Below are 2523 nucleotides of genomic sequence, written 5' to 3'. Positions count from 1 at the left end.
AATGGAGGAAAAAGTATGAAAGTACATTCTAATTTTACTGGACCTAAGTCCAAAAAACGTTTGATTGCATTCTCATGTGCAACTGCTCTTGCAAGTTTTGCCTTTATCGCAAGACCTGCCTTCGCTGAGGAAGCTAAAGCTGATAGCTCAACAAACCTTGATGTTACTGCTGCTACCACTGCCAATGTGGAAACCACCGCAGACCTCGTAGAAACTAAGGTTGTCGAAGCTCCTGCTACTACTGAAAATGTGGCTAGCACAGAAAACACCACAAATGTCTCAGAACAAGCCTCAACTTCTACAGCAAGTTCTGAAACTGCCAGTGAAACAGCTTCAACAACTGCAAGCGAAAGTCAAGCACCTGCGGAATCAGCCACAGGCCAAACACGTGATGCTGTAACTACAGACCGAGCTGCCAATGAGACAGCTTCAGTACCTAATGAAACAAACGTCACTGGTGGTCAATACTATAGTGATGACCAAGGCAACTGGTATTATAAAGATGCCAGTGGTAAAAACCTCGTAGGCGAACAGACTATCGATGGCCAAAATGTTTATTTCCGCAGTAATGGGCAACAAGTTAAGGGGCCTTTACTCGATAGGAATAATAATCTATTTCGTTACTACGATGTTGATACTGGGCAACTATGGACGAATCGATACCTTGAATCCCAAGGTAATTGGTACTATTTAGGTAAAGATGGCTATCCACTCACTGGAGAACAAACTATCAATGGTCAAGAAGTCTACTTCGATTATAAAGGTGTTCAAATCAAAGGTGACTTTAGCGGAGAGGACTATAGCTATCCAGATCAAACTTTCTATTACGACTCTAACTCTGGTGCAAGGGTCCGAAAAGAAGGTCTAGTTCAGAATAAAAAAGGCCAAACCTTTTACATCAAGAACGATGGTTCTAAATTTACAGGAATACGTGAAATTGATGGTAATATCTACTATTTCAAAGCACGTGAAGCTGCCTCTCCTGTTGATACCGGCGTCCTACAAAAAGGAATCAGCATTTTACTAGAAGAAGGGCAAAATTCACCACGTACTTATGGTTTTGGTACCCCTACTAATATTACCCGTCGCTACTATTTTGACTCAGTTACTGGTCAAGCCGTTAAAAATCGCTATGTCCAAGAAAATGATGGCTGGTACTATTATGGTGCAGATGGAAATGCTATTCGTCCTCAAGATGGTGAAGTCAATATAGACGGTCAAATCGTTTACCTATATGCTAATGGTCGTCAAGCTAAGGGAGAGCTTGTTCTCGACAATGGTGTTCTTCGCTACTATGATCCTAATTCTGGAGCACGCGTCTCTAACACCACTCTAACAATTAATGGTATGACCTATCGATTTGATGAAAACGGCGTAGGTATGGATGCTCCTAACCCAAATGGTTATTATAGCGACGATAATGGAAACTGGTATTATAAGAACGTAAATGGAGACAACCTCACTGGTGCTCAAATCATTAACGGTCAAAAGTTATTTTTCCGCGACAATGGTCAACAGGTTAAAGGTGCTTATGGTGATTCCTACGGTGATTTATACGCATTCTACGATATTAATTCTGGAAATCTTGTAACCAATCGTTATGTTGAATACATGGGTAATTGGTTCTATGTAGGTAAAGACGGTAAGCCAGTCAAGGGAGCTCGAAATATCGATGGACAAGATGTCTTCTTCAACTATCGAGGGGTACAAGCTAAAGGAGGATTTGGTCAAGATGGCGTCTATATGCCTGAGTACTATTACGATAAAGATAATGGTCGCAAAGTAACCAAAGCTGGGTTTGTTAAAGATAACAGAGGCTTAACTTACTATCTTGACGAGAAAGGTAACAAAGTCCTTGGACTTCATGAAATCAATGGTGATTTATATTACTTCCGTCGAGGAGGTGCCTATAAGTACACCCAACTGGGTGACATGTGGCAAGACAGTATTAATTACATCGATGGTAAAATCTACTACTTCGGTCATGACGGTAGAGCAATTAAAAATCGTTTCTATCAATGGGGTAATTACTGGTACTACTTCTATGCGGATGGTTCAGCAGCTACTGGTGCCGTTCAGATTAATGGACAACAACTTTACTTCGATAAAAATCATGGTAGACAAGTTAAAGGCGCTTTTGCACCAGATGGTCACTACTACGATGAAAACTCTGGTGAACTCGTCACTAACCAAACACGTACTATCAAAGGTGTAACTTATCATTTTGATGAAAATGGTAACGCGACTAAAGTTTAAGCTATTCCTTACTTTAAGAAAACTTTAGGCTCTGCTCTATATACTATAATCATCCTAAAACTTTTCTTTTTCATAATCTCCTTATCCAGGGCACAGGTCCTGGATTTTTTTATTTTTTAAGTTCCTATGATTGCAAAAATTGTGACATTTGCCATTTACTCGCTTTCCTATGTAATCGTTTTCTTATTTTTGTCTAAATTTCTTATATTTTCTTGAAAGTCTCTAAAATAGCGCTATAATAGGACTTAGGAAATGGAGGAAAAAGTA

General features: G+C 39.7%; 1 protein-coding gene. It reads left to right on the top strand.

Annotation, left to right across the window (positions count from 1 at the left end):
- The first annotated feature begins 15 nt into the window (after positions 1–15).
- Positions 16–2256: a glucosyl transferase gene (locus ADH51_RS03535; RefSeq protein WP_048674441.1), complete on the top strand. Its 2241-nt coding sequence runs from the start codon at positions 16–18 to the stop codon at positions 2254–2256.
- Positions 2257–2523: the final 267 nt, after the last annotated feature.

It is taken from the genome of Streptococcus sp. 449_SSPC (assembly GCF_001073005.1).
GTDB lineage: Bacteria > Bacillota > Bacilli > Lactobacillales > Streptococcaceae > Streptococcus > Streptococcus salivarius_F.
This window is presented reverse-complemented; position numbering and strand designations above follow the sequence as displayed.